At 35.8% G+C, this 20,162-nt stretch carries 14 protein-coding genes; 7 read left to right on the top strand and 7 right to left on the bottom strand.

The window, feature by feature from the left end:
* Position 1: 1 nt before the first annotated feature.
* Positions 2 to 2,431: a penicillin acylase family protein gene (locus tag DF947_RS13640; protein ID WP_109930588.1), complete on the bottom strand. Its 2,430-nt coding sequence runs from the start codon at positions 2,429 to 2,431 to the stop codon at positions 2 to 4.
* Positions 2,432 to 2,618: 187 nt separating this feature from the next.
* Between DF947_RS13640 and DF947_RS13635 the strand changes: the two genes are divergently transcribed.
* From DF947_RS13635 to glgB, 3 genes are all read left to right on the top strand, one after another.
* Positions 2,619 to 5,498: a TonB-dependent receptor gene (locus tag DF947_RS13635; protein ID WP_109930587.1), complete on the top strand. Its 2,880-nt coding sequence runs from the start codon at positions 2,619 to 2,621 to the stop codon at positions 5,496 to 5,498.
* Between the two features lie 159 nt (positions 5,499 to 5,657).
* A complete protein-coding gene (locus DF947_RS13630) occupies positions 5,658 to 8,120 on the top strand; it encodes a glycoside hydrolase family 31 protein (protein WP_109930586.1) in 2,463 nt (820 codons plus the stop codon).
* A gap of 59 nt (positions 8,121 to 8,179) precedes the next feature.
* A complete protein-coding gene (gene glgB / locus DF947_RS13625; protein WP_109930585.1) occupies positions 8,180 to 10,144 on the top strand; it encodes a 1,4-alpha-glucan branching protein GlgB in 1,965 nt (654 codons plus the stop codon).
* A 155-nt stretch (positions 10,145 to 10,299) separates the two neighbouring features.
* Here the strand turns inward: glgB and DF947_RS13620 are convergent, their stop codons facing one another.
* Positions 10,300 to 12,489: a TonB-dependent receptor gene (locus DF947_RS13620; protein ID WP_109930584.1), complete on the bottom strand. Its 2,190-nt coding sequence runs from the start codon at positions 12,487 to 12,489 to the stop codon at positions 10,300 to 10,302.
* A gap of 59 nt (positions 12,490 to 12,548) precedes the next feature.
* Positions 12,549 to 12,887 (bottom strand): DUF6660 family protein, encoded by a 339-nt coding sequence (locus DF947_RS13615; protein WP_109930583.1) that lies wholly within the window; start codon positions 12,885 to 12,887, stop codon positions 12,549 to 12,551.
* Between the two features lie 418 nt (positions 12,888 to 13,305).
* Here DF947_RS13615 and DF947_RS13610 point away from each other — a divergent pair, with 418 nt between their 5' ends.
* The 3 genes from DF947_RS13610 to DF947_RS13600 all read left to right on the top strand — a co-directional run bounded on the left by DF947_RS13610 (position 13,306) and on the right by DF947_RS13600 (position 14,730).
* Positions 13,306 to 13,533 (top strand): hypothetical protein, encoded by a 228-nt coding sequence (locus DF947_RS13610; RefSeq protein WP_109930582.1) that lies wholly within the window; start codon positions 13,306 to 13,308, stop codon positions 13,531 to 13,533.
* Positions 13,520 to 14,248 (top strand): tetratricopeptide repeat protein, encoded by a 729-nt coding sequence (locus DF947_RS13605; protein WP_109930581.1) that lies wholly within the window; start codon positions 13,520 to 13,522, stop codon positions 14,246 to 14,248. Before DF947_RS13610 ends, DF947_RS13605 begins: the two co-directional genes overlap by 14 nt.
* Before the next feature lie 161 nt (positions 14,249 to 14,409).
* On the top strand, positions 14,410 to 14,730 hold the full coding sequence (locus DF947_RS13600; RefSeq protein ID WP_109930580.1) for an RNA polymerase sigma factor: 321 nt from the start codon (positions 14,410 to 14,412) through the stop codon (positions 14,728 to 14,730).
* Between the two features lie 777 nt (positions 14,731 to 15,507).
* Here DF947_RS13600 and gap read toward each other — a convergent pair.
* Genes gap through pfkA form a run of 3 tightly spaced genes read right to left on the bottom strand, consistent with a single transcriptional unit; the run spans position 15,508 to position 18,344 of the window.
* Positions 15,508 to 16,506 (bottom strand): type I glyceraldehyde-3-phosphate dehydrogenase, encoded by a 999-nt coding sequence (gene gap, locus DF947_RS13595; protein ID WP_029280245.1) that lies wholly within the window; start codon positions 16,504 to 16,506, stop codon positions 15,508 to 15,510.
* 7 nt (positions 16,507 to 16,513) lie between these two features.
* Positions 16,514 to 17,356, bottom strand: coding sequence for a hypothetical protein (locus tag DF947_RS13590; protein WP_109930579.1), 843 nt, complete (start codon positions 17,354 to 17,356; stop codon positions 16,514 to 16,516).
* A 1-nt stretch (position 17,357) separates the two neighbouring features.
* Positions 17,358 to 18,344, bottom strand: coding sequence for a 6-phosphofructokinase (pfkA, locus tag DF947_RS13585; protein WP_109930578.1), 987 nt, complete (start codon positions 18,342 to 18,344; stop codon positions 17,358 to 17,360).
* A gap of 111 nt (positions 18,345 to 18,455) precedes the next feature.
* Here pfkA and DF947_RS13580 point away from each other — a divergent pair, with 111 nt between their 5' ends.
* A complete protein-coding gene (locus DF947_RS13580; protein WP_109930577.1) occupies positions 18,456 to 19,145 on the top strand; it encodes an NUDIX hydrolase in 690 nt (229 codons plus the stop codon).
* Between the two features lie 135 nt (positions 19,146 to 19,280).
* Here DF947_RS13580 and DF947_RS13575 read toward each other — a convergent pair whose 3' ends face one another.
* Positions 19,281 to 20,141 (bottom strand): N-acetylglucosamine kinase, encoded by an 861-nt coding sequence (locus tag DF947_RS13575; RefSeq protein ID WP_109930576.1) that lies wholly within the window; start codon positions 20,139 to 20,141, stop codon positions 19,281 to 19,283.
* Positions 20,142 to 20,162 lie beyond the last annotated feature (21 nt).

Here is a 20,162-nt window from a genome sequence, read left to right as displayed (position 1 = left end):
ACTATTTTGAAATTTTTAAACGAGAAATAATTGTTCCTGATTTATCATCAGCAGATTGCATGTAAAACAAATCGTAGAGTTTGCCATTTGCCCAGGTATCAATCATATTGTCGTAGAATTTACTTCCTGGATTGCCTGATTGCCCGCCTGGATAAACGCCATGGCCTTTAGGCGTTTTGCCAAGCTCAATAACCATTCTCCAAGAAGGGCCATTACTTTCGCCAAGTGCATTTATAGTGCTTTTTGCTCCGCCAATCATCAATACTTTTGATCCAAATCCCGGAATTTTTGCCAAATGCGGAACGTTTGTTTGTTTAACATTTGCCCAGTTCCAGTCTTTGTTTATCGGTCCAAATCGGCGCTCCAAGCTATCGCAGCTATATTTAAATGCTTCGTTAACCAAATCAGAAAGTGTTTCCTTTTGGCTTGTTTTTGTATTGTCGTACCATTTTGAATTTGGTTTGTTAATAATCATTTCTACTGTTCGATCTCTCGATGGGTAGCGCATGGGTATTCCATCTACCTCAAAATCATCATTCCAAATATCAAAACTCAAACGCTTTGTCCAAATTTCAAAAACACTGGCTGCTATTTCTTTTGCATCATATCTTTTATTCCACTTGGTTAAATAAGATAAAGCTTCTTTTTGGGTTGCGTTAAGCTGTTCGGTATTAACTAAAGGCATAATGCTAGGCAAAACATTCTGCGCCATTATGCTATAATTATCTGTTTGCATTAACCTAATGCTATCTAATGTTGCCTTTGTCATGGAGGTTAACCTATCGTTAATCCTTTTCCCGCGTTCGTAAGGTGCAAACTCCCAATTGATATAATATGGATAGGTTTTATCTGTAGAAGATTGATTTGCAGAACTTACAAAACCACGTGGCGGATTTTTTACCGTAGGATTTTGACCGGCTGGAATCCATCCTTGCCAATCGTAACCTGGATCTGTTCCATCTAAAATAAACTTACCTTGATCCTTCCATTTTAATGGAAACTTGCCATTTGGCGTTATGGCAATGTCATTATCAACACTAGCAAAAACAAAATTCTGTGCAGGTGCGGTATAAAATGTTAGCGCTTTGCGGTAATCGTTATAATTTTTTCCACGATTTAAATAGTAAAACGTCATTAATTCATTCGATTCATCATGCGCAATCCACCTCAATGCATCACCTACGGGAACATTGTTTGCCCTTGCATATTTTGGCTTTTGGAAATACACAACAGGACCATGGTGCGTGTAATAAACGGTATCAACCTCATCTTTTCCCCCACGAATTTTAATCGTTTCTAAGCGCTTAGACGTATTGTTCCATTTATTGTTATACCAATATTCGTTATGCGAATTATCTTTAAATTTAATCTGATAAAAATCAAGTACATCTGCTGCTACATTGGTAACGCCCCAGGCAATTTTTTGATTGAAACCGATAATTACTCCAGGTGCGCCGGGAAGCGAAACCCCATAAGTATTTACGCCAGGCGCATTTAATTGTATTTGATACCAAATAGATGGTAAGGTTAAATCTAAGTGTGGATCGTTGGATAGAATTGGAAATCCAGATGCTGTTTTAGAACCCGATAATGCCCAGTTGTTACTGCCGATTCCTTCAACTTTCTCCTTTGTTTTCACATCGCCAGTTTGTGCTTTTGTAAAGCTCTCGGGTGTTTTTGGTATAGGTAAAGGGGAGAAATCCCATTTGGTTCCTACTGGAATAATGGGGTCTTCACGGAAAGGATAATCAGGAAAAAGATCTTTAGTGATTTCGGGGCCAAACTTTTTCATGATGTTCGTCATGTAAAATTCATCAGATCCCATTGCCAAAACCGCCGACATTTGTTTCAATAAAAGCGCACATTTAACTGGTGTCCAGTTTTCCGGTTTAAAATCCAGTATCTTATATTCAATAGGATAATTAGCATGCGAAAGCGTTTTAATATAAGCGTTGATTCCGTCTGTATAAGCCAGAATCATTTCTTTCGATTTCGGATCTTGCATCATGCCCTTTAAAGAGTTTTCTGCACCGTAAACCATGCCCATTCTTCGCTGATAACGATCTACTTCAATTGCTTTTTCACCTACAACCTCACTAATTCTTCCGGCTGCAAAACGAGTTTGAAAATCCATTTGCCATAGGCGATGCATAGCGGTAACATATCCTTGTGCCAGATACAGGTCATGGTCGTTCTTCGCAAAAATGTGCGGAATCATTCTGTCATCAAATACAATTTCTATTTCATCAATTGCGCCTTTAATTTTTGCTTTATGGTTAAACATAAAATGGTTGTTTTCAGCATTTTGCCAAAAACCCATAAATGGATTTAAAAATTTTAGAAGAGGGGGGGTGCTTCCGAGTTTGGTATTAAATAGAAAAGCTAATGCTATAGGGATTATGATACAGAAAAGAGCCTTGATTTTATTCATAATGGTTAGCTAAAAATTCAACTTTATTTTTTTCTTGTAGCTGAATACATGCAAATTACAACAAAGTGGATATGAATCAAAATTAAAAATTTGATAATAATTATTATGCAAACATAATTTGTTTAATTAAAAAAAACCATTTAAGTTTATATTAACTAAATAACAAATAACCAAACTATAATCATTTATGAGCAGAATCTTTACACAGATCATCTTTGTGGTTTTATTTGTATGCGCAACCTCAGTTGTAGTACAGGCACAAAGCATAACGGTAAGCGGTACCGTTAAGGATAAGCAATCTAAAGAGGCACTTGCTGGCGTTAGTATAATTATTAAAGGCCAGTCTGGTGGTACATCAACAAATGGAAATGGTGCTTTTACATTTTCTACAACCGCAAAGCTTCCTTTTACCTTAGTGGCATCATCGGTTGGTTTTGGCACTGTAGAACAACAAATTACTGGTAGCACAACGGGAATCAATATTGAATTGGAAACTGCTGTTGTATTGGGTGGAGATGTTGTGGTTTCTGCATCAAGAACCCCAGAGCGTATTTTGGAATCCCCTGTATCTATTGAGCGAATGAGCGCTGCAACCATAAAGGAAATTGCTGCACCATCTTTTTACGATGCTTTGAACAATATGAAAGGCGTGGAAAGCAGTATGCAGAGTTTAACTTTTAAATCGATCAATACACGCGGTTTCAACTCTAATGGTAATACGCGTTTTAACCAATATATCGATGGAATGGATAATCAGGCTCCAGGCTTAAACTTCTCTGTAGGTAATATTGTAGGAATCACCGAGCTTGATATCGATAATGTGGAGCTATTACCCGGTGCATCTTCTGCTTTGTATGGTGCAGGTGGTATTAATGGTACTTTATTGATGACCTCAAAAGATCCTTTCAAATACCAAGGCGCAAGCTTTCAATATAAAACCGGTGTAAACCACGTAAATGATGATAATAGCAGTGTTCAGCCCTTTAATCAATTGGATGTTCGCTTAGCAAAATCTTGGAATAATAAATTCGGTTTTAAAGCGGCGTTCTCTTTCTTGCAGGCTAAAGATTGGTTCGGCAATAACTATTCTAATTTTGACCGAGTAGCAAATAGTGTAAAGCCAGGTACCCGTGCTTCTGATCCAGGATACGATGGCGTAAATGTTTATGGTGACGAGGTTAATGCAAATTTACAGTTTGTAGCAAGGGGAGTTTTGGCTACCCAACCTGCGGCTGTTGGTGCGTTTAATAACTTTATTGGTTTAGGTTTAACGTATCCTCAAATTGTAAACTTGGTAAGCACGAATCCAGCTTATACTGCTTTAAGGCCAGCTTTGCCATTGTTAGGTGTTGCATACAGTTTAAACAAAGGAACAACTTCTAATCAACAGGTATCTAGAACAGGTTATAATGAAGAAGATTTAGTAGATTATAATACAAAATCTCTTAAAACCTCTGGTGCATTATATTACAATTTTACCAATACCATTCAATTATCAGCTCAGGCAAACTGGGGTACAGGAACTTCGGTTTATACAGGATCAGATCGTTATTCGTTACGTAATTTTAACATTGGTCAATATAAATTAGAATTGAAGGGGCAAGATTTCTTTGTTAAGGCATATACAACTCAGGAACGTTCCGGAGATTCTTACATCTCATCAATTTTAGGAAGTTATATTAACGAAAAAACAACCCCATCTGCTAGCGCTTGGTTTCCAACTTATACTGTAGCTTATTCTGCGGCAAAATCTCAAGGTGCTTCTGAAGAGGCTGCGAATGCGGCTGCAAGAGCTGCTGCTGATGCCGGAAGAGCTCAGCCAGGTTCGGTTAGTTTTGGAACCAACAAAGAAACGATAAAGAACACCAATATCAGTGCAACAAACTTTGGTACAGGTATATATGGTGCTCGATTTGATGATAAAACAAATCTATATCATTATGAAGGCATGTACAATTTTACAAATGCTTTTAATAACGTAATTGAGTTTCAAGTTGGTGCATCAAGCAGGTTATATCAGCTTAGATCTGGCGGGACAATTTTTGATGATTTAAATCGAAAGATCGATATTAATGAGTACGGAGCCTTTGCTCAGGCAGGTAAGAAATTCGGAGAGTTTTTTAAACTTACAGTTGCTGGCCGTTACGATAAAAGTACCAATTTCGAAGGCCGTTTTACACCTCGTATTACTGGAGTTTTCACAGTTGCCAAAAACAACAACATCCGTTTGTCTTACCAAACAGGTTATCGTAATCCAACTACACAAAATCAATATATAGATCTTTCTGTAGGTGGTGGATCGCAAAGATTGATCGGTGGTTTACCAGAAAGTTTGGCTAAATATGGCTTAGGTACCGAAGCAACTAAGGGTTACACAGAAAACAGTTACCGTGCTTATCAATCAGCTTTAGCTACCGGAAGTCCTACGACAGGCATTTTGCAGAAGTATACATTTGATAGTCGTGGCGTTAGACCAGAAAGTGTTCAGGCCTATGAAATTGGTTACAAGGGCTTGCTAGGACCTAAATTATTGATCGATGCTTACGGTTATTACAATCAATATAAAGATTTCATCACTGCAGTAAATGTTTATCAACAAGTTGGTACAACAACGAATTATGTAAAATATGGTGTTCCAGTTAATGCTGAAGGTAAAGTAACTTCTTACGGAGCGGCGTTGGGATTAGATTATTTAATTGGGAAATACAACATCAGTGGAAACGTTTCTTATAACCAGATCGGCGATCTTCCTGCCAATTATATTAACGATTTCAATACACCTAAAATTCGCTATAATCTGGGTTTAGGAAATAAGGAAATTGTTAAAAACTTTGGTTTTAATGTTTCTTATCGCTGGCAGGATCAGTTCTACTGGAATTCATCATTCTCAGCAGGGCAGGTGCCAGCATACAGTACTTTGGATGCTCAGGTTAGTTTAAGAATCCCTTCAGTAATGTCGGTTGTTAAATTAGGTGGTTCAAATATCTTAAATAAATATTATTTCACTTCTTATGGAAATCCGCAAGCGGGTGCCATTTACTATTTGGCATTTACATTTAATCCATAATTTATACTGCTTATCACTAAAGCCTTTCTTGCTTCCATGTAAGAAAGGCTTTTTTTATGATTTATTAAGGCGCTTATCTAAAATATTTGTATTATAGTACTTTCTTAAGCACATCCCAGTTTAAGGGGTAATTAATATTAAATTTTTGAATAAATAAGGATGGAAGCGCAAAATGATAAGCCAAACGAGGTTAGCGATCTAATTGAAAAAGAACAAGAAATACAGCATTTAAACAACCCGGTTGATATATCTGTTAAACCGATTGTTAAACAATATCTAGGCACAGTTAAGAAAGTAAAAAAAGAAGGCAACAGATTTTATTTCTCTGATGGCGATGCTAGGGTGGAAATTAGAGTTGTTAGTGATGATATTATTCGCGTTCGCTTAGCCCCACACGGTGTTTTCTTAGATGATTTTTCTTATGCCGTACCAGAAGTAGACCAGAAAGTTACCGTGTTCAAAATGCAGGAGCATGAAGATAGTTTCACTGTTTCTACGCACTCTGTTACCTGTAAAATAGAAAAGGCTAATTTCCACATTTCATTTTCTGATAACATTACCAATTTGGTTATGGTTGATGAAGCCAATTCTATGCACTGGGAAGAAAATACGGATTTTGGAGGATACTATATTTTTGCAACCAAAAAATGCCATCCTGAAGAAAATTTCTTTGGTTTAGGTGATAAATCTGGAAACTTTAATCTTCGTGGTCGTCGATTTGAAAACTGGAATACCGATGCATATTCTTTTGGATGGAACCAAGATCCGCTTTATAGAACCATTCCTTTTTACATAGGTTTACATAATCAAGCTTCTTACGGTATATTTTTCGATAATACATTTAAATCTTATTTCGATTTTGGTGGCGAAGATGTAAGTAAAACAAGCTTTTGGGCAGATGGTGGCGAGTTGCAATACTATTACATTCATGGCCCGCATATGATGGATGTTGTTAAGCGTTATGCAAGCTTAACAGGAACGCATCCAATGCCTCCAAAATGGACCTTAGGATATCAACAGTGCCGTTGGAGCTATTATCCAGAAACCAAGGTTAAAGAAATTGCAAAACAATTCAGAGATCGAAAAATCCCATGTGATGCCATTTATCTGGATATCGATTACATGGACGGTTATCGTTGTTTTACTTGGAACAAAAAATATTTTCCTGATCCAAGGAGAATGATTAAAGAGCTTTCTGATGATGGATTTAAAACCGTTGTGATGATTGACCCGGGAATTAAAGTGGATGATGATTACTGGGTTTTTAAAGAAGGTAAAGAGAAAAGATTTTTCTGCCGCAGAAGCGATGATTACTATATGGAAGGGCATGTATGGCCCGGACGTTGCCAATTCCCTGATTTTACCAACCCGAAAGTGCGTACTTGGTGGGGTAATTTATATAAAGAACTGGTAGATATGGGCGTTGCAGGTTTCTGGAACGACATGAATGAACCTGCAGTATTTGGGTCGGGAACGTTCCCTAATGATGTTCGCCATAATTATGATGGTTTCCGTGGTTCGCACCGTAAAGCACACAATGTTTATGGAATGCAGATGGTTCGTTCTACCTACGAAGGACTTAAAAAGCTGATGCGGAATAAACGCCCCTTCACCATTACTAGAGCAGGTTATTCTGGTATGCAACGTTATGCAAGCGTTTGGACGGGCGATAATATTGCAACTTGGGAACACCTGAAAATTGGCAACATTCAATGCCAACGCTTATCCGTATCCGGTGTGCCTTTCTGCGGAACGGATATCGGCGGTTTTAGTGGCGAGCCTGACGGCGAATTATTTACGCGTTGGATTCAGTTAGGTACTTTTTCGCCATTTATGAGGGCCCACTCGGCTGGTGATACTGCCGAGCGTGAGCCATGGAGTTTTGGCGAATTCTTTGAAGACATCAACAGAAAATTCATTGAGTTGAGATATCGCTTAATGCCTTATTTATACTCAGTTTTCTGGGAACACCACCGTTACGGTTTCCCGATTTTAAGACCGCTGGTTATGCTTGAGCAGGAAAATATCAGTAATAGTTTCCGTCAGGATGAGTTTTGTTATGGCGATAAATTATTGATTTGCCCTGTTTTGGAGCAAGGTGCGATCTCAAGAAAAGTATATCTTCCGAAAGGAACCTGGTATAACTATTGGACAAATGAAATTTTAGTTGGCGAAAACGAGTATACTGTTGATGCAAAAATCGATAGTATGCCAATGTTTGTTAGGGCGGGTTCGGTTATACCAGAATATCCAGTAATGCAATATGTTGATGAAAAAGCGATTACAGAAGTTGTTATGAACATCTACAGCAGTGATTATGAAGTCAATTCTTTCATGTACGAAGATCATGGAGATACCTTTGCTTACGAACAGGATATATATTTAGAAAAGAAATTTACCGTTAAAGGCGATAGTCAAATATTAAGAGTTAATCAACTCACCGAAGGATTATACACTCCAAACTACGAGCTTTATGCTTGTAACGTGATGGGCGTACAGTTTCAGGTAAAAAAGATTATTGTTGACAATATGGAAGTAACAGATTTTTATACTAACGATAAAAACTGCTTACACTTTAAATGCAATAAAAACTTCTCCGAAATACAGATTTTAAGTCTGTAACAATTAACCCCAAATGCTGTTTAGCATTTGGGGTTATAATTATCTAGCCAAAAATATCTATGCCATCTACAAAAAAAGTTCCTGCAAAAAAAGCAGTTTTAGCAAAGATTGATCAGCGTAAATCGGTTTGGGCCTTTAGTCTGTTTTCTGATTATGATATTGATTTATTTTTGGTTGGAAAACATTTTCGCCTATACGAAAAGATGGGTTCTCATCTTATTGAGGTAGAAAAAGTTCATGGAACTTATTTTTCGGTTTGGGCCCCGAATGCCATTAATGTGAGTGTTGTCGGTAATTTTAACGATTGGAATAGCGCATCGCACGAGCTAAATAAACGTTGGGATAAATCTGGAATTTGGGAAGGCTTTATACCAAATATTGCCAAGGGCGAAGTTTATAAATATTTTATAAAAGGTTTCGATAAATCGGAACACGAAAAAGGCGATCCTTATGCAAGAAGATGGGAGCATCCTCCTCAAACGGCATCTATTGTTTGGGATACGGATTACGCTTGGAAAGATAAATCTTGGTTAAACAAACGGCCAAAACTTAACAATTTAGATCAGCCGATCTCCGTTTATGAAATCCATTTGGGTTCCTGGCAACGCGATCCCGATAATCCAAAACGTGTTTTAAATTGTAGGGAAGTTGCCCGAACATTAATTCCTTATGTTGTAGAAATGGGTTTTACGCATGTAGAACTTATGCCTGTAATGGAGTTTCCTTATTCGCCAAGTTGGGGATATCAGATCACAGGATATTTCGGAGCGAGTTCTCGATATGGCTCTCCTCAGGATTTAATGTATCTAATTGATGAACTCCATAAAGCAAATATTGCCGTTATTTTAGATTGGGTCCCATCACATTTCCCTGGAGACAGGCATGGATTATATGAATTTGATGGAACGCATTTGTACGAGCATGCAGATATGCGTAAGGGTTTCCATCCGGACTGGAAATCGTATATTTTTAATTATGATAGACCAGAGGTTCGTTCCTTTTTAATTAGTAATGCCACATTTTGGATCGATCAATATCATGCAGATGGCTTAAGGGTTGATGCTGTTGCTTCTATGTTGTACTTTAATTTTTCTCGCGAGGATGAAGATTCTGCAACTAATGAATTTGGCGGAAGCGAAAATTTGGGGGCCATTCAATTTTTGAAGGATTTAAATGAAACCATTTACGGCAATTTTAAAGGTGTTCAAACCATTGCAGAAGAGAGCAGTACTTTTGATGGTGTAACAAGACCTGTTTATGCTGGTGGCTTGGGTTTCGGTATGAAATGGATGATGGGTTGGATGAACGATACTTTGAAGTATTTCAAGGTTGATCCGTTAGGTAGAAAACACCATCATAACCAGTTAAGCTTTAGCATGACTTATGCTTTTACCGAGAACTTTATGTTGCCTTTTTCTCATGATGAGGTTGTTCATGGTAAATCGCCTATGTTGTATAAAATGCCTGGAGATGACTGGCAGAAGTTTGCCAATTTAAGAGCTTTATATGGTTATATGTTTACACACCCAGGTGCAAAGCTTTTGTTTATGGGTAACGAGTTTGGCGATACTGGCGAGTGGAATTTTAAACAATCTTTAAACTGGCATTTACTTCAGTACGCACCTCATAAAGGCATGCAGGAAACGGTTAAAGCGCTTAATTTCTTATATAGAAAAGAACCTGCATTATACCATTTCAATTTTAGCTATGAGGGTTTTGAATGGCTCGACGCTGATAATTCCAATGAATCTGTTTTTGCTTATATCCGTAAAGGCCCTAAAGCTAAGGATACATTAATTGTTGTAATGAATTTTACGCCTGTAGTTCGAGAAAATTATAAAGTAGGCGTACCATTTAAAACCAAATGGAAAGAGATTTTTAATTCTGATGACATCGTTTATTATGGTAGTGGAATTAACAACAGGGGAGATATTATACCTTATTTGGAAGGATATAATAATCAGGAATTCTCAATTAATGTAAATTTACCTCCTTTAGCGGTGATTGTTTTTAAAAGCAAATAATTATAAAAAAGAAGCTGTATCATAAATTATTTTTCTATAGATTTTTGTCACATTAAGCCTGTCGAAATGCTTTGAATTCATTTTTATTAATCCTTCGACAAGCTCAGGATGACAATTCCTATTTATGATACAGCCTCTTTTAGCATTGAAGAAATTTACAGTTTCAGCTTTATTCCTCCATTAAAAGTTCTTCCTTCGGTGTGTGTCCAAATGTCATCAAATGTTGGATTAAGATGAGAACCATTTACCACACTTTTATATTTGCTTTGTCTGGTATCAGTGAAGTTTTCTGCATTTATAAAAATGGAAATTTTACCGAAAACCTTTTCGGCCATAAAGCCGAATTCCCAAAAAGGATTTGTTTCTAAGTTATTGTATAGATATTGTTTATCCGTAAAATAGCCCTCTAATCCAATTTTAAAATTCCTTTCTTTTTCGTAAAGTAATGCTAGGTTTAATTTATTTTTAGGTAGCAATCTAATATTTTGGATCACAGGCAAATAATCTGCCTTTGCATTTGTAAAAGTATAGCCAGCAAAAAGCTTAAAATATTCTTTGAAAATAATTTTTGCATTTGTTTCAAAACCTAAACTTTGAACGGGCTGTCTTGTATTTTCAAAGTGAAAAAAGCCATTCTTATCTTGTAATAAAATGGTCGAATTTGTGATTCTCGTATAGAAAAACATTTGATTGAAGCTCAACATCCAATCTGTTCCGATACTCGTTTTAAAATTTACATCGGCTGTACCTCCATAACTTTTCTCGGCTTCAACATTGTTTAGTGGCAATAAATTCTGGTATTGGAAAGTTTCAGTTTGCTCTGTAAAAAGGGTAGGTGTTTTATATCCCAAACCACCCCCTATTCTGGAACTCCACTTATCATCAAATTTAAATAGCGCTGAAATTCTAGGAAGAATAAAGAATTCCGTTTTGCTATAAAAGGTATTGAAATACTGAACCAAATCTGTTCTTAAGCCACTTTCAAGTTTAAAACGATCGGATAAATCCCAAGTTTGCTGTGCATATAAACCAGCAGTTTTGGTGCTGAAGTTTTTAGCCAAATTTTGTGATTGATTCTGTTCTAAAAACTCATCATACACAAGGTTAGCTCCGAAAATTAAACTTTGATTTTTTAAGTTTTTCAAATAACTAATGTCTGTATACGCATTGTAATTTATCCCATTAAAACTATAATTCGGAATCGAAATGTCGCGTTTAAAGTAGTTAAAGCTGGTTTTTACTTTTAGTAAATCCATCGCTCCAGTTTTATAACTAAAATCTAATGTAGAGGTATTTCTAATGCTGTTATTGGTTTCGAAATATTGATGATTTACATCTGTACCCTCTTTAATTACGAAAATATCGCCACCAGTTCTATCGCTCTTGGTAAAAGCATTCCCTATTATTAGAGTTGTTTTATCATTTGGATAGAGGAATAATTTTGGATGGAGCGTAAAATCTCTCGTTTTCGGAAGCTCGGTAAAATCATCTTTATCTACATCATAAGGTTTTTGGAAATTAACCAAGGCCAATAAGCTATAACCAATTTTGTTATTTCTTTTCATCGCAAAACCACCAATATTTGTCTGTCCAACGTTTGATTGGTTTAAAATAAAATTATACTCTGCTTTTTCTTTGGGCGTTTTCGAAACAAAATTAACCACTCCGGCAATTGCGCCAGCACCATATAAAGTTGATGATGGGCCTTTAATAATTTCCACCTGACTTAAATCTAAGGGTGGGATTTCCAGAATGCTGAGGCCGCTGGCAAAATTCCCGAAACTGGCATAGCCATCTTTTAACAGTTGGGTATATCTGCCATCCAAACCTTGAATCCGAATGCTCGCATTTGCACTTGTTGCTGAAGTCTGCTGAACGGAAATTCCGGTACTTTCATGCAGGATCATGGAAACATTCGCAGGTCGCATGTTGCTTTTCTCATCAATTTCTTCTAGCTCAATGGTTTCTACACGAGTTGGCGTATTCTTAATGGTTCTGCTGGTTCTGGTTGACGAAACAATTACTTCTTCCAGTTCATCCTCCGATTCCTGTAGAAAAATTTCTAAAGGCGCCGACTGATTTATAGGAAACGTTAAAGTAATAGTTTGTTCCTCAAAACCAACATTTCTGATTATTAAAACCTGATTTCCATCGGGGATATTGTTGATGGTCGCCATCCCATTTTCTGCAGTTTTAGCTAGCAAGCCGGTTCCTTTTATAAGAATGGTTGCTGCCGATAGGTTGGCTTTGCTTTCTTTGTTTTTAACCAAAACCTTAAAGCTGTTTTGTGCATAAGCACTCGTTATACACACAAAGGTGCACAACATTAATATTATTTTTCGCATTATAATTTAATGAATATTGAATAAATAAATCAGCATACACTGATTGTGAATTATCGGAATTAACCGATTAAAAATTTATCCAATTTTGGCGGTTGCCATATATTCTGAACGTAATCACTTACAAACTGATTTTTAAAATCAATCTTCTTTTTGCTTACTGCCTGAACCTTTATGAATGGAAAAGATGCAAAAGAAAGTGTGCTAAGCACAGGTTGTCCGCAACAATTACAGGTGCACAGCGGAGAACAATTGTCTTTTTCTGTTTGATTATCTGGTTTGTGAAAGTTCGTTGAAGAGATTTTGGCTAAGCCAGTATCTGTAAATTCGGGTAAATCCTCGCAGGTAATGCAAGAAAGAATTAAAATACTCAGGCTTAATATGCAGCTTAAAATCTTCATTTTGTGTTGCAAATGTACAAATCGAAATAACATTAGCCTAAATTTTCGTAGCCAATCTTATCTTGATCAATTTCAAATATAAATCCGATTACAAAAAGGTGGGTGGTTAAAGAAAGTCACATAAAAATGTTGTACCAGTTTGTACAGATTTTAGTTTAATGATTTACCGACAGCCATGTTAAAGACGATAACTCATTCTGCTCAAAACCATTTTAATAGGATTTTTCAGGAGTCATTGATTGATGTTTATAATCAGGCAAAATATAAAGGTTTAAAGCTTAGTTGCCCTTCGAACCTTTTCTATTAACGGTTTGCAAGTGCAACTAACTCAAAGAATAAATAAAAATCGGTGTTGCCGGTAAAATGTAGGTACGACGATTTATTTAACATTAGCGACGACACAAAATAGTAGGCAGAATTGTTAAAGAAAGAACAACTTCGAACACAGATATTTTTGAAAGCTTTTGAAAAATTCGGGAGACACTATAAAGAGATTATAAAATGGAGCATGAATGGAGAAGCCCAGGTAAAAGTGCCCGAAACCTTGGGTATTAACTATGGATTTATGCAAATAGAAATCGGAGTGTACGGCAAGCCTTGTAAAAAGGGTGCAGGCAAAATAATTTTGGGAAATGACAGAAGATAAAATTTTACTTACAGCCCGTTATGTAGAGGGAGATATGGATGAAACCGAAAGAATAGGTTTTGAAATGCGTGTGAAAAATGAACTCGATTTGCAACAGCATTTAAGAGATTATAACGAAATTCATCAAAGTTTAAAAATTCATTTGGCACCTAGTCAGGAAAATGAGCTTTTTAGGGATACACTTTTTGCTTTTAATAGACAATATTTTATTGAAGAGACCAAAGTCGTATCGCTTAAACCCATAGTAAACTGGATGTCGGGTATTGCTGCGGTTCTTTTGGTCGGTTTTTTAATTTGGGCGCCTTGGCGAAACAACCTGTATAAAGAATATGCTGGTAACAGTACCATGAGCGTAACCGAACGCGAGGCAGAAAAAGAAACGGATCTAGATCGAGCTGCCCAGTTATACAACCAAAAGAATTTTAATGCAGCAAAGCCCTTGCTAGAGAAACAATATAAAGTGGCTCCAACAAATGCATCGTTAGCATACTATTACGGAAATACTCTGGTAGAAACCAATAATGTTGATGAAGCAAGATCTGTACTATTGAAGGTTTATTCTGGAGCGTCAGTGTTTAAATATGATGCGGCATATTCTATTGCACTTAGTTATTTAAAAAACGATAGGAAGGCAGATTGTAAAATATGGTTGCAAAAAATCCCAGCAGGAACACCGCATTACAAAGTTGCGGTCGAATTATTGGGTAAGTTATAAATGCTTTTATATAAAATTAACCTTATCACCAGAATGTTTCATTGATCTCAATAATTAAAGATGAGCGATTTTATAGCCCATTCCATTTAGTTGTTGATTTATAATCTTCAAAAAGAACAATTGCATAATTATACTGTTAAGCATTAATAATCATCAGTAAAATGCAATCATCTTTACCAAGTATTAACCTTCAACAAGAAGATAAAAATCTGAAGGCATGGATAATTGGTCAAGATGTATTTATACAAAAACTGAAAATGCAAGATGTTCTGGCATTTAAATCTTTATACAAACAATATGCTGCTTCTTTATACGGCTCGATAATAAGAACCGTAACCGATGAACAAAAGGCAAAAACTATTCTACAAGAAACATTTATCGAAGCCTGGGAGTTCCTTCCCAAATACAATGAATCTCAATGTAAAATGTTTACTTGGTTAAATAGAATCGCAAAGCAGAAAAGTAGTCTGGTCAAATTTTAATAAATACCAATATAAATTTCTTTCTTATAAATAAAATATCTTTTTCTAATAAGGCTATTGCACATTCTTATTTTATTCAGTTACAGAAAAACTGTATCCTGATAACAAAATAATCTCAAGCTGTACTGGATAATGCTATTGAAAATCTTAAGTGATAAAATCATAAGGTCTAGATTTCAAACTCCCTTAAAATAAGAAAAGAGACAATCTATCCAGACTTGTCTCTTTTTTCTAACCAAATATAAACCTGTTATGAGCCAGGCTTTGTCTTTAATCTTCTATCTAAACCTGGGTTTTTCAAGAAAATGATTTATCTTTTTTTGTGGTGATAAACATCGTTCCGTTTATTACTCTACAAATATAGTAAAAAAATTGATAGTGTAAAAAATACACTAAGAAATTTTTAAGTATTTTTTTTGTCATTTTTTATTTACTATTCTTTTTATGGAAGATTTGAGGATTTAAAATGACTGTAATGCAAATATAGTGCAAAAATGTGTTAAGCAATTGTTAAATATTGTCAAAAATCGGTACGATATATTCAAATCATATCAATTTTAATTGTAAAAACAGCTAATGGCAAAATAATTTGTCTTGTAAATGCTTATCAGTGGTAAAAACGTATAAATATGTGTTGTTGTTTTAATTATTTTAAAATATTCTATTAAAATAAAAATATATTTTACTGATGAAAATGAAATTTAAAACAAAAAGGCAACATTGATTAACAATGTTGCCTTTTAAAATATTTAAAAATCAGCCTTTAGGCCATTTTTACTATAAACTTGCGTAGTATTCTACAAATTTAGCTAATGCAGAAGAATATCCCCATTCATTATCATACCATGATACCACTTTAACGAAGTTGTCATTTAATGAAATCCCCGCTTTTGCATCAAAAATAGAAGCATGGTCATCACCAATGAAGTCAGAAGAAACAACTTCATCTTCAGTATAAGCCAATACACCTTTTAATTCACCTTCAGATGCAGCTTTCATTGCTGCTTTAATTTGTTCGTAAGTAGCTGGTTTTTCTAAACGTGCAGTTAAATCTACAACAGAAACGTCAGCAACCGGAACTCGGAATGACATACCTGTTAATTTACCTTTTAATTCAGGAAGAACCATTCCAACTGCTTTAGCTGCACCAGTAGATGAAGGGATGATATTTGAGAAACCACCACGGCCACCTCTCCAATCTTTTGCAGATGGACCATCAACTGTTTTTTGAGTTGCAGTTACCGCGTGGATTGTACTCATTAACCCTTCTACAATACCGAAGTTATCATTTAGTACTTTTGCAATAGGCGCTAAACAGTTTGTAGTACAAGATGCATTCGAAACAATTGTTTGATCTGCAGTTAATTTATGATGATTTACGCCCATTACGTAAGTTGGGATATCGCCATCTTTGGCTGGGGCAGAGAAAACTACTTTTTTAGCACCTGCAGCGATGTGTTTTTCAGCATCAGCACGAGTTAAAAATAAACCTGTAGATTCGATTACTACTTCAACACCAACAGCATCCCATTTCAAATCTGCAGGGTTTCTTTCTGCAGTTACACGAATCGTTTTACCGTTTACTACTAAATTACCATCAACCACTTCAATTGTTCCATCGAATTTACCGTGGGTAGTATCATATTTCAACATATAAGCCATATAATCCGGCTCAATTAAGTCGTTTATAGCTACAATATCTAATCCTCTTTTTAAAGCAGCTCTGAAAACCAGTCTGCCAATACGGCCGAAGCCGTTAATTCCAATTTTGCTCATTGTTTTGTTAATTAATGTAATGTTTTAATAAATTTAGTATTGGTTCTTTAATAATCGTTTTAATTTCTAAGTTGTATTTCTTTGCGGTAAGGAGCAATCGATCTTCTAACTCGGCAGCTACTTTACCAACAAAATGTATTTCTTCATTTCCATATTTGCTTACCATGGGCAACACATAGGTTTCGAAGTATTTTTCAAATCCTTCATCAATCAGCTTGATAATGTACTCGTGTTTGCTGTTTTGTGTAAAGAAATCGAAAAAAGAGGTTAAAAATATATTTGCCTGAGGCTTGTTATAAATTCTTTCTAAAATTTGAGGGCGATCTAGATTATAGTTTGTAATGAATTTGCTTTCTAAATCTTTAGGTAATTTTTTGCTTAAAAAATCCTTTAATAAAACTTTACCAAAATAATTGGATGATCCTTCATCTCCTAAAATATAACCTAATCCAAAGTTATTGTTAATTGGTTTTTTGCCGTCAAAATATGCGCAATTTGCTCCACTGCCCAACATTCCAACAATTCCGGTCTTATCAAAACAAGCTGCTTTTGCAGCTCCAAATAAGTCATTTTCTACAATCACTTTACTGAATTTAAAAAATGATGATAAAGTATTAGATAATTCTTCCTTTCGATCTGCAGAGGAAGCTCCGGCAGCAAAGAAATAAATTTTCTTTATATTTTCTGCATTGTTTACCAGAACAACTTTTTTATTCAAAATTTGTAATATGGTTTTGGCGTCTACAAAACATGGGTTAATGCCGGTTGTATTGCAATGTGCAACCACCTGTCCATTTTGAGTGAGTTTCCAAAACGCTGTTCTCGATCCGCTGTAAACAACTGCTATCATATTATATCGATAGAACTTCGGTCATCTCCATTAAATCAGGCTCAAGTTTAAAGCTATGTGCGGTTAAAGCTTCTTTAATACTTGTCAATTTAATTTCGTTGCCCTTTAGGCCAACCATTTGTTCGGTTTCTCCAGCAATTAATGCATTAACTGCCGCAAAACCTAATCTACTGCCTAATATACGATCGAAGCTACTTGGGCTACCACCACGTTGCAAGTGACCCAAAATGGTAACCTTAGTATCGTAATGGTCAAATGTTTCTTTTACTTTTTTAGCAATATCATACGCACCGCCCTGTTTATGTCCTTCGGCAACAATCACAATACTTGATGATTTTTTGGTTGCTGCACCTAATGCTAGTTTCTCGATAAGTTCAGTTACACTGGTTTCTTTTTCTGGTAATAATACGGCCTCTGCACCACTGGCAATGGAACTTCTTAAAGCGATACAGCCAGAATCGCGACCCATTACCTCAATAAAAAATAAACGATCGTGTGCGTCCGCGGTATCTCTAATTTTATCTATAGCTTCAATAACAGTATTAATTGCAGTATCATAACCTAAGGTAAAATCAGATCCTACCAAATCGTTGTCTATCGTTCCGGGAATCCCTATAACATTAACGCCGTATTTTTCAGAAAAACGTCTGGCACCTGTAAAGGTTCCATCCCCACCAATCACAACTAATCCATCGATATCGTTTTTCTTTAAATTTTTGTAAGCTATTTCCTGTCCCTCATCTGTTTTAAACTCTAAGCAACGGGCAGTTTTTAATATGGTTCCGCCCAAGTGTAAAATATTACTTACAGAACGGGCATCCATTGGTTTTATATTGTCGGTAATTAGACCCTGGTAACCCTGCATTACACCAAACATGTTTATGCCATGATATATTCCGGTACGTACAACAGCTCTAATCGCAGCATTCATTCCTGGGGCATCGCCACCAGAAGTTAATACAGCTATATTTTTAATATTTGGCTTCATCTTTATAATACGAATATAGTGTGTAATTTTTACACTAAGTAATTTTTTTTATTTTTTTTACTTAATATTGAAAGTCATACCTTTATCTGCTTAAAATAACTAAATTTTACCTTGGAACAAATTTTACCTCATTTAGATTCCGTATTCTCTATAGATTGTGTCCTATTTGGATTTGATGGAAAGGAATTAAAAATCCTGCTCATCGAAAGAAACGAAGAACCATTTAAAGATTGGTGGGCATTGCCCGGTAACATTGTTGGCCCTGACGAAAGTCTGGATCAATCTGCCTCGCGGATTCTATATGAACTTACAGGTTTGCGTGGAATCTATATGGAACAGTATTATGCTTTCGGCGATCCGCACAGGCACCCTCAAGGTAGAGTAATTACGTTGGCTTATTATGCCTTGATTCGTTTAGGTGGAGAAAAAGAGCTTAGGCCAGTAAGCAATTATGCTAAACGTGCAAATTGGTTGCCCATTACGGATTTACCTAAACTGGCTTTCGATCACCAAAAGATTTACGATAAGGGTTTAGAAAAAATAAAGCGTAGAATTAAGCACCAGCCTATTGCTTTCGAGCTTTTGCCAGAGAAATTTACCTTAACTCAGCTGCAACATGTTTATGAGTTGGTGTTGGGCAAAAAACTGGACAAGCGTAACTTCAGAAAGAAGATTGTAAGTTTTGGTGTTTTGAAAGAACTCGATGAAAAACAAAAGGGAGTTTCGTACAGAGCTGCCACCTTATATCGCTTTGATAAGCGTAAATACGCGAAATTATTTGGCAAGGAAATATCTTTTTAAGTGGAAAGTTATAAGTGAAAAGTTGAAAGCGGATAGCTTAAAATGAAAAAGTCTGGTTTGAAATTTCAAACCAGACTTTTTTATGAGTTTATATTAAAGACCTTGAACTTTAAATCTTAAACTTTACACTTTGAACTAAACTTTAGGAGCCAGTTCTAAGTGATAATGAACTAAATCATCTATAGGCGAACGGATGATTTTACCAACGCCCATTTCATAACGATCTGCTACAATACTTAATATATCACGGAAACTGTAACCTACAGAACCTACGCAGTTTAATTTATGGTCTTTATAGTTTGGATAGTGGATAACCAAAGCTTCAAAGAATGCTGTAAACGCATAGTCAATTGTGCTGAAGGCATAATCTTCGTAGTTATCTTTAAAATCGTATAAGAATTTACTGAAACTTGCGCAGAAACGGTTTGGTAACGGTTTATTATAAATATTATCAAAAATGTCCTCATTTGTTAAGGCATAGTTATCATAAAAAGCCTCACGTAAACCTTTTGGCATGTAACCCTTCATGTAATCGCTTAAAATACGCTTACCTATGTAAGATCCACTTCCTTCATCACCTAAAAAATAACCCAATGAATCGATATTTAAAGTAATATCTGTTCCATCATACAAACAAGAGTTTGTTCCAGTGCCTAAAATGCCAGCAAATCCGGGCTCGTTTCCTAGAAGTGCTCTGCAAGAGGCAAGTAAATCATGACCAACAAATACTGATGCGTTTGTAAAAATCTGTTTCATGGCATCAGCCACAATTTTTACGTTTGCAGCGGTAGAACATCCGGCACCATAATAATAAACTGCTGTTAATTTTTCTCGCTCCAAGTGGTCTGGAAGCGTTTCGTTTAAAGACTTTACAATGTATTCTCCTTTAGAAAAATATGGATTGTAACCTTCGGTGTTAAAGTAAATTTTTCTGCCGGCCTCGTTAATCAAACACCAATTTGTTTTGGTAGATCCACCGTCTGCAATTACTATCATTTTATTTATTTTTGGTTTTAG

The sequence above is a fragment of the Pedobacter paludis genome (assembly GCF_003173575.1).
GTDB lineage: Bacteria > Bacteroidota > Bacteroidia > Sphingobacteriales > Sphingobacteriaceae > Pedobacter > Pedobacter paludis.
Note: the sequence above shows the minus strand (reverse complement) of the source record. Positions and strands in the feature narration are given on the sequence as shown.

Excerpts from the sequence above, each read along its gene's own strand:
- DF947_RS13640 (WP_109930588.1), bottom strand. The coding sequence starts at position 2,431 with ATGAATAAAATCAAGGCTCTTTTCTGTATCATAATCCCTATAGCATTA.
- DF947_RS13635 (WP_109930587.1), top strand. The coding sequence starts at position 2,619 with ATGAGCAGAATCTTTACACAGATCATCTTTGTGGTTTTATTTGTATGC.
- DF947_RS13630 (WP_109930586.1), top strand. The coding sequence starts at position 5,658 with ATGGAAGCGCAAAATGATAAGCCAAACGAGGTTAGCGATCTAATTGAA.
- glgB (WP_109930585.1), top strand. The coding sequence starts at position 8,180 with ATGCCATCTACAAAAAAAGTTCCTGCAAAAAAAGCAGTTTTAGCAAAG.
- DF947_RS13620 (WP_109930584.1), bottom strand. The coding sequence starts at position 12,489 with ATGCGAAAAATAATATTAATGTTGTGCACCTTTGTGTGTATAACGAGT.
- DF947_RS13615 (WP_109930583.1), bottom strand. The coding sequence starts at position 12,887 with ATGAAGATTTTAAGCTGCATATTAAGCCTGAGTATTTTAATTCTTTCT.
- DF947_RS13605 (WP_109930581.1), top strand. The coding sequence starts at position 13,520 with ATGACAGAAGATAAAATTTTACTTACAGCCCGTTATGTAGAGGGAGAT.
- DF947_RS13600 (WP_109930580.1), top strand. The coding sequence starts at position 14,410 with ATGCAATCATCTTTACCAAGTATTAACCTTCAACAAGAAGATAAAAAT.
- gap (WP_029280245.1), bottom strand. The coding sequence starts at position 16,506 with ATGAGCAAAATTGGAATTAACGGCTTCGGCCGTATTGGCAGACTGGTT.
- DF947_RS13590 (WP_109930579.1), bottom strand. The coding sequence starts at position 17,356 with ATGATAGCAGTTGTTTACAGCGGATCGAGAACAGCGTTTTGGAAACTC.
- pfkA (WP_109930578.1), bottom strand. The coding sequence starts at position 18,344 with ATGAAGCCAAATATTAAAAATATAGCTGTATTAACTTCTGGTGGCGAT.
- DF947_RS13575 (WP_109930576.1), bottom strand. The coding sequence starts at position 20,141 with ATGATAGTAATTGCAGACGGTGGATCTACCAAAACAAATTGGTGTTTG.